The sequence below is a fragment of the Hyalangium sp. genome, from assembly GCF_035629615.1.
Taxonomy (GTDB): domain Bacteria; phylum Myxococcota; class Myxococcia; order Myxococcales; family Myxococcaceae; genus Hyalangium.
The window spans coordinates 1-7,236 of sequence record NZ_DASPHO010000468.1; the positions used below are offsets into that span (position 1 = coordinate 1).

Annotated in this window: 6 protein-coding genes and 1 pseudogene; 4 read left to right on the forward strand and 3 right to left on the reverse strand. The window is 69.4% G+C overall.

Translation table 11 applies throughout. The features are described from left to right. Window positions 1–388: pseudogene (locus tag VD972_RS23945) on the forward strand (hypothetical protein); the annotation flags it as partial. After that, window positions 385–1,899, forward strand: coding sequence for a hypothetical protein (locus VD972_RS23950; RefSeq protein ID WP_324990740.1), 1,515 nt, complete (start codon window positions 385–387; stop codon window positions 1,897–1,899). The pseudogene VD972_RS23945 and the gene VD972_RS23950, both read left to right, overlap by 4 nt. Window positions 1,900–1,909: 10 nt before the next feature. On the opposite strand, the gene VD972_RS23955 is transcribed toward VD972_RS23950, so the two are convergent. Together VD972_RS23955 and VD972_RS23960 are read right to left on the reverse strand one after the other, a co-directional pair. Beyond that, complete coding sequence (locus tag VD972_RS23955) at window positions 1,910–2,599, reverse strand: GAF domain-containing protein (protein WP_324990742.1); 690 nt, start codon at window positions 2,597–2,599, stop codon at window positions 1,910–1,912. Beyond that, a complete protein-coding gene (locus VD972_RS23960; protein ID WP_324990744.1) occupies window positions 2,596–3,006 on the reverse strand; it encodes a hemerythrin domain-containing protein in 411 nt (136 codons plus the stop codon). Before VD972_RS23960 ends, VD972_RS23955 begins: the two co-directional genes overlap by 4 nt. Window positions 3,007–3,209: 203 nt before the next feature. On the opposite strand from VD972_RS23960, the gene VD972_RS23965 reads away from it, so the two are divergent. Together VD972_RS23965 and VD972_RS23970 are read left to right on the forward strand one after the other, a co-directional pair. Further along, on the forward strand, window positions 3,210–3,956 hold the full coding sequence (locus tag VD972_RS23965) for a hypothetical protein (protein WP_324990746.1): 747 nt from the start codon (window positions 3,210–3,212) through the stop codon (window positions 3,954–3,956). Then, window positions 3,953–6,706 (forward strand): DUF4105 domain-containing protein, encoded by a 2,754-nt coding sequence (locus VD972_RS23970; protein WP_324990748.1) that lies wholly within the window; start codon window positions 3,953–3,955, stop codon window positions 6,704–6,706. Before VD972_RS23965 ends, VD972_RS23970 begins: the two co-directional genes overlap by 4 nt. A gap of 8 nt (window positions 6,707–6,714) precedes the next feature. Here the strand turns inward: VD972_RS23970 and VD972_RS23975 are convergent. Continuing rightward, the coding region (locus tag VD972_RS23975) for a hypothetical protein (RefSeq protein WP_324990749.1) at window positions 6,715–7,236 on the reverse strand (522 nt) is incomplete at its 5' end.

The window sequence follows — 7,236 nt, forward strand, 5'->3', positions numbered from 1 at the left end:
GACGGATGCGGAGGACGGGCCCCCCGGGCTGCTGGAGCAGCTCGCTCAGGAGGCGCGGCGCCTGGGCGCTCCCGCCCAGCCTCTCTCCAACGAGGACGCTCGCACGCTGTCTCGGCGCTATGCGCGGCGCGTGCTGCGCGCGGGTTTCTTCTCGCCGGCCCAGGAGCCCCTCTCCGAGCACTTCTCCCTGCAGGCGTCGGTGGACTACTGCGTCTTCCTTGCCCAGTGCGCCTATGCGCGGGAGAACCTGTCACCGACGCGCCGAGGGGCTCCCCGCGTGGGCAGCACGCTGCAGGTGGCGTACCTCGTCCCGAATCGCCCCGCGCACCTGCTGGCTGGCATCCGGCTGGGAGTGCGCCTGCAAGGTCTCGACGGAGGACTTCCATGAGTGCACGCAAGCCGACCCGATCCAAAGGCGGCGGTGGCCGGAGCCGCAAGCCCTCCAAGGCTCCGTCCGAAGCGAAGCAGCCATCGCTTCCTCCAGCCACGACGCCCTCCCCGACGGGCGCGCCCCTGGCGTTCGGCAGCCGCACCTCCGAGATGCCACCTCCCGCGCAGGTGCGCTCGGTGGAGGCTGCCGCGATGCGTGGCATGGTGGCACGTCGGGGGTTTCAGGCAGTGATGGCCGAGGAGCCCGCGCCGCCGACTGCATCTCCGGCGCAACCTCCGATTACGACCCTAGGGTGGCCAGGGGGCGCCGCGGAGCCGCAGAAGCTCGAAGAGAAGGACCGCCAGCGGCTGGCCGCCATGCGCAAGGAGACGGCGAAGCGGCCCGTGGCCACGGTGAGGCCGGACTACTTCGGCACCGCCGAGCACCGCGCCTCCGCCGAGCAGCTCGTGCGCATGCTCGCGGGGGAAGGGGTCTTCTCCAGGGCCACTGCCACGCAGACCCATGTCCTGCTGCGCGTCGCTAACCCCGATCCCGTGCCCGAGGCCCTGATCGAGCGCGGCAAGCTCTCCGTGGCCAGCGCGGACCCGGCCTGGCGCGAGCCCTTCCAGGCCCGGCTCGAGGACCTGATGGCCCGCTACCGCCCTCTCACGGAGCTGGAGATCCGGCCCGGCCTCACCCTCACCTATGGCGAGGTGGTGGCGCTCGCGGGTGACTACTACTCCACGCCGGAGGAGCTGGTCGCGGAGCTGACTCCCGCCGTGGCCAAATCCATCCGGGGCGTGACTCCCCAGGACGAGGGCACCTTCCTCCTCAACACCCACCGCGGCTGGTTTGACTACGCCTCGCTGGCCAACGAGAACCAGGACCACTTCGCGCCGCGGAGCTGGGCGCGCTACGTGCGGCACCATGAGGAGGCGCTGCGGATGGCGCTCGATCGAGACCTGGATGCGGCGCTGGTGCGCAACGCCTTCGCGGACCACTTCCTCACGGATGCCTTCGCCTCCGGCCACCTCCGAGTGCCGAGGGATGCGCTCGTGGGGCTGTCTGGCGCGCTGCCCACGCGAAAGATGCACGATGAGGAGAACGTCCAGGGCCTCTGGGTGCAGAGCGCCAGCGGCTTTGTCTGGCGAGCCTACGGGGACGACAACCTTGGCACCAACCCCGTGCACTTGACGCTCACCGCGCATGCCGTCGGCCTGTCCCTGTTGCGCATCTTCAAGGCGTACAGGCTGGAGGGCGAGGCCAAGGAGGAGCTGCTCGACGCGCTCTATGAAGCACCGGCCGTCGAGCTCACCGCGGGCAAGATGGTGGATCCGCGCACGCTGCCGCGCTTCCTGGGGGACATCGCCGGCCTGCCCGGCATCCGCGAGCACGTGCCCGTGCCGCTCGGCATCCAGGAGGAGCCAGACACCTCAAAGGTGCTGGCCAACTACCCGCCGCAGGTGGGGCTGAAGGGCCAGCGCCGCAAGAAGACGCCGGACTTCGAAGCGTACTTCCGCTTCGAGTAGCGGCCGCCGCTCAGGGCTCCTTCTTCAAGGAGCCGCCAAGCGAAGCCAGCACGCCAAGCCCTCGCTGGAACTCCTCGAGCGTGAGCTGGCCCGCGGCGAACTGCTCGGTCAGGCTCATGAGGGACTGGGACTCGGCCACTGCCATCCACGCGCGGTGGGCCTTCTCCTCCGTCGCGTCCGCGGGCGGCGCCCACTTCCTCGCGAGCGCCTCCAGGCGAGCGCTCACGGCCTGCGACAGCTTCGAGAGCTCCTCGAGCTGCTCTGGCTTCAGCTTCCCGGACTTCACGTCGATCACGCAGAAGGAGCCCACCGTCTTGCCCGCCACGTGAAGCGGGAAGCCCACATACGCGCGGATGCCGTAGCGCTCCATCAGTTCCGTGGGAAGCGCTGGCTTCCGCGTGGCGTCTTCGATGAGCAGCGGTTGATCCCCGGCCACCACGTACTGGCAGAACGAGATGTGGCGATCGGTCGCGCGCGAGGCCTCCAGGTCCGGCGGCAGCCCCACCTGGGCCCGGAAGAACTGGATCTGATCCACCACCAGACTCACCAGCGCGATGGGGAAGCCGCTCACCTCCGCCGCACGGGCCACCAGCCGCTCCAGCTCGGCATCCGGCGTCCGGTCGAGCAGCCCCCCATCGAAGGTGTTGAGTCGTGCGCGGTCATCCAGGGCCGTGAGGTTCTCGGGAAGCGTGTCGCTCATGGCTGCAACCTCGGCTGCTGGGCGAAGCGGGTGCAGAGGGGGAAGACGACCTTCTCCTCGGTGCTGAGCATCGAGCGCATCGTCGAGGCCACCGCGCTGAAGCGCTCGGAGAACCGCCCAGGGTCGGGATCCGGGGACTGCAGGAAGCCGAGGATGGCGGCGGACATCACCCTCGTGTTCGCGCGGAAGATGCTCAGCACCGAGACGCTCGTCTTGTCCCCGGCCGCCTGGAACGCCAGGACCGAGTCGTCATAGAGCGCCAGCTTGGCCTGGTGGTGTGGCACGAACACCTCCTCCAAGCGGAGAAGGGCCACGGCCAGATCTCGCACGCCGGCGCCCTCACAGTTCCGCAGCAGCGCTCGCAACCGCGAGTGGTCTTCCTGAAGAGCCTGGATCCTGGAGAGCATCAGAGGATGTGTAGGAGAAAGAAGGAGAGAGGAGCTATCTACGGAGAAAACAGGGATCCAGAATGTCGCCTTTCTATCAAAGAAGGGGGCGACCTATGAAAACACTCAACAAGATAGCGGCCTGGCTGGGGATCTGCCTGGTGGTAGCCGGATGTCAGACGCCTGTGGGGACAAGGTCGCGGGGGCTTAGCGCCTCGGAGCACATGGGGGCGTCCGCCTCGGACTCGAACTCGGACTCTGGCGACTCGGGCAACTCGTCGGGTGACTCTGGCAACTCGTCGGACTCTGGCAACTCGTCGGACGACTCGAACTCGGACTCTGGCAACTCGTCGGACTCTGGCAACTCGTCGGATGACTCGAACTCGGACTCTGGTAACTCGTCGGACTCCAACGACTCGTCGGACGACTCGAACTCGGACTCCGGTAACTCGTCGGACTCCAACGACTCGTCGGACGACTCGAACTCGAACTCCGGTGAGTCGAGGTCGAGCGGTGAGAACAACAACCCCGTGGCCTCCGCCATCGTCGTCGGACTCACGGCCGCCGGCATCGGCGCCGTCTTCTGGCAGGCGGCGCAGCGTGCGATGAGGGAGCCGCCGCCCGCGGCCGCCCCTCCGCCCCAGCCCCAGGAGGTCGCACGGGCCGCGCAGACGTACCTGCGCTCGCGCACGCACCAGCTCCGCGAGGATCTGGCGCTGGGCGCCGGTCCCACCATCGAGGAGCTGGCCTCCATGGCACGCATCCGCCGCGAGCACCTGGGCGTCTTCGGCCGACTGCTGCGCACCCATCGACAGGAGCTGCTGGCGCTGGCGGATGTGCACGCGCTGACGCCCCAGCGCGCGGTGGAGTGGATGCGGCGGGTGGGAGAGATCGCTTCCACAGATCCGCGGCTGGAGGAGGACCGGCGCGCGTTCGTGGCTGCGTATGAGGCAGGGGACCTGATCCGGTGAGGCTCGTGGCGCTGGTGGCCGCGCTGGTGGGAGCGCTCCCGGCAGGTGCCGAAGCGCCCCTGGCCGAGCGCGTGTCAGCGCTGGAGGCGAACTATGGCGTGGTGCTGCTCCCACCGGCCTCGGCGGATGCGGTGCTCGTGGCCGAGATCGAGGCCGGCCTCGCCTCCCTTCCTCCCGCGCTGCGCCACCCGCCCGGTGGATCTCTAGAACTGGAGCTTCACCCCGAGTCCTCACCGTTGGGCCTGGGGGATGGGAGTCCCTCACGGCTGGAGTGGACCGAGGGCCGTCGGCGCTTCCACCTCTATCGCTATGCACCGTCCAAAGAGCGGCGCGCGACCTTCCGGCTCTCACGGCTGACGGACGAGGAGGGCGAGCGGCTGTGGCGCCGCCGCGCCGCGGTGCACGCCGTGGTGCAGCGCTGGGATGACGCGCGGGGCTGGAGCAAAGGTCCGCGCTGGCGCCGGCTGAGTGGGTGGGTTGCCCCCTTCGAGCGCATGCTCACCTTCCGGGAGGAGGCGCTTCTCAGCTACGCCGGCGCCTACAGCCGCGCGCGAGGGCAGGCGAGCGCCTCGCTGGACCTGGTCACCTTCGCCGAGGAGCTGTTCGCCCCCGTGGAGTCCCTGCGCCCCGAGGCGCTGAGCGTGGACGACCAGGTGCGCTGCCAGGAGTTCTCCAAGGCGCGGGCGCTCTCGGAGATTGTAGCCGCGGAGGGGCTTGGCTCCCTGCCGCTCCGTGGGCGCTGTCCCGCCTTCGATGGATGGGCGGAGCTGGAGAACCTCACCCACTTCGAGGTGATGATGGCGGCCGCGACGGGGCGCCAGCCCGAGTCCCTCTTCGGCCACCTGATGCTGCGCCCGGTGTGGCGCGAGGGAGCCGTGCCGCGCGGGCCGGGGTTCGCGCCTGTGGTGCAGCTCGTGGCGCTCACCGGCCTGGAGGGGCGCGGTTTGACGTACACGCTGAAGGGGCTCCTTGGAGGCTATGACACCGGCTTCCTCACCACCACGATGGGGGAGGTGTCGCACGAGACGCTGGAGCTGGAGCAGCGCTCTGTCCGTCGCTTTCGTCTCCGCCTGACGTCCAGCGAGCAGGTGAGGCTCATCGAGCGCATCTGGGAGCTGGAGCGACGCGGTTACTTCCCCTACCGCTTCTTCACCGACAACTGCGCGAGCGCGCTGATCTTCCTCCTCAATGGCGTCTTCGAGGGAGGCCGCAAAGCACGCTTGCCCGGACGGCTCTGGGTGGCGCCTCCCGCGGCGCTGGACATGATCTCCCGGGTGGAGGTGGTGGCTGCCGGAGGAGAGAGCCAGCCACTGCTCGAGTACATCCCGGATGACTTCGAGTCCACGGAGGCTCGCGCGGAGCGGGCGTACGTGTCGCGGGAGGAGCTCCTGGGCGGGCTCTCCACGCACCTGACGCCTAAGGCCCGCGCGCGGCTGCGCCTGCTGCACTGGCGTCTGCGCTCTCCCAATCCCGAGGTGCGCCGCACCACCTACGAGGGGATGCCCGAGGTCATCTCCGGAGTGCTCGGCTCCGTGCCGCCTGAGAAGGTGGAGGAGGTTCGTCCGCTGCTGCACTCCTACGTGGCCTGGACGGTGCGGGTAGAGCGGGGCGCAGCGGATCGCGCCGAAGCGGAGAAGCTGGAGATCGAGCGGGCCCGAGTCCTGGCGGTGCGCACCCGCGTCCCCACGGCGGCCGAGGGTGTGCGCGATCGCCAGCGCCAGTTCGAGCGCGAGGACGAGCTCCAGCGCCGCCTGGCGGTGCTCGACCGGATCAGCGTGCTCCAGGAGGCCCTCGCGAAGGCACCTCGGCGCGAGGCGACCCAGGAGGAGACGGAGATCCTGGAGCGGGCCGAGGCGACGGAGGCCGCGTTCATTGCCTCCACCGAGGCCCAGGGCGCGCTGCAGGATGGGGTGCTGGCCAGCGTGGATCCGGTGGCATTCCTCGCGGAGGATCACCGCCAGAAGGTGGAGGCCTCGCGAGTCTGGGCCGAGGGCGCCCTGGTGAGGTCGGGCGCGGCCCGGACGGTGGTGGGGCTAGGCGTGGACTTCCCAGCGGTGGGAGGGTCGCGGCCGGTGGTGGTCTTCCAGAGCATGGGCCTCACCGAGGCGCTGGGAGACGCGCGCCTTCACGGCTTCCAGCCTGGAAGTGAGATGCGCGCACTCGAGGGTGAGCTGGTGCTCCTGCCGAGGAAGGGGTTGCCACGGGTGCTCAGCTCCCGGTTCACGTTGGTGGGCTACCGCACCCTCGTGCGAGAGCGGCCGATCCACCAGCGCTCCGTGGGAGACGCGCTCGGCTGGGGAATGGCAGCCCAGATGGAGTCCCTCAGGGAGAACGCGGTTCCCTACCGCGCCACCGTGCTGGCTGAAGCGCTCGCAGTGGCCGCAGAGGGGGCGCGCTTCCGCCACTTCACGGTGCTGGGAGCGGGGGTGAAGGCGGGGATGCACTGGGGCCCCGGAGTCCTGGCTCCAGCCCTGGGGCCACGGTTGTCGCTCTCACATCGCACGGGCCTGCCCGGCTCGCTCTCCAACGCCGTGCGGCTGGAGGCGGAGTACTCGCCCTTCTGGCGAGTGGGGGACGGCATCACCCACGAGGCCATCGGCTCGCTCCAACTGGAGCTGGCGCTGGGCAGCATTGGCCACTCCCGGCTGCTGTTCACCCCTCGCGCGCAGGTCCGCTGGGCAGGGAGGCTGCCCTCTCGAGTCGAGAGTACGCTCGAGCGGCGCCTGGTCCTGGGCGTGGAGCTGCACTGACTCGGCCGTCAGGCGTGGCTGTACAGGTCGCGCTCGGTGACCTTGGGCCGTGCGATGGCCCCGGTCACGGCGCCGAGGAACGTGCCGAGGATGTGCGCCCCCAACCACTCCCAGAAGGTCAGGCCCATCAAGAAGAACAGCTCCGGTTGCTGGCTCATGTAGGCCAGGAACCCGATCATGGCGGGCACCATCACCGAGCACACGGCTGCCGCGCCCAGCGCACGCTTCATCCGCCCCGCGTGGTAGCCCCCCAGCACCCCGCCGAGCAGCCCGTTGAAGAGCGGCATGAAGAAGGTGATGAAGCTGGCGAGGACCATGATCGTGACGCTGCCCACGAAGATGTGACGCTTGAGCGCGAACCCCTCTGGCTTGAGTGTGACGTCTGGAGGGAGCTCGGCAAACGTGACGTGCCGCGCAGGTTCGGTGCCATACGAGGGAGGGGTCTTGTCCTTTTCAGGAGGGATCAGCGTGGGGTCCGACATGGAGTCCTCCGAGAGAAGGGGCGTCGAGCGCTCGTCCCTTCGTGGGTT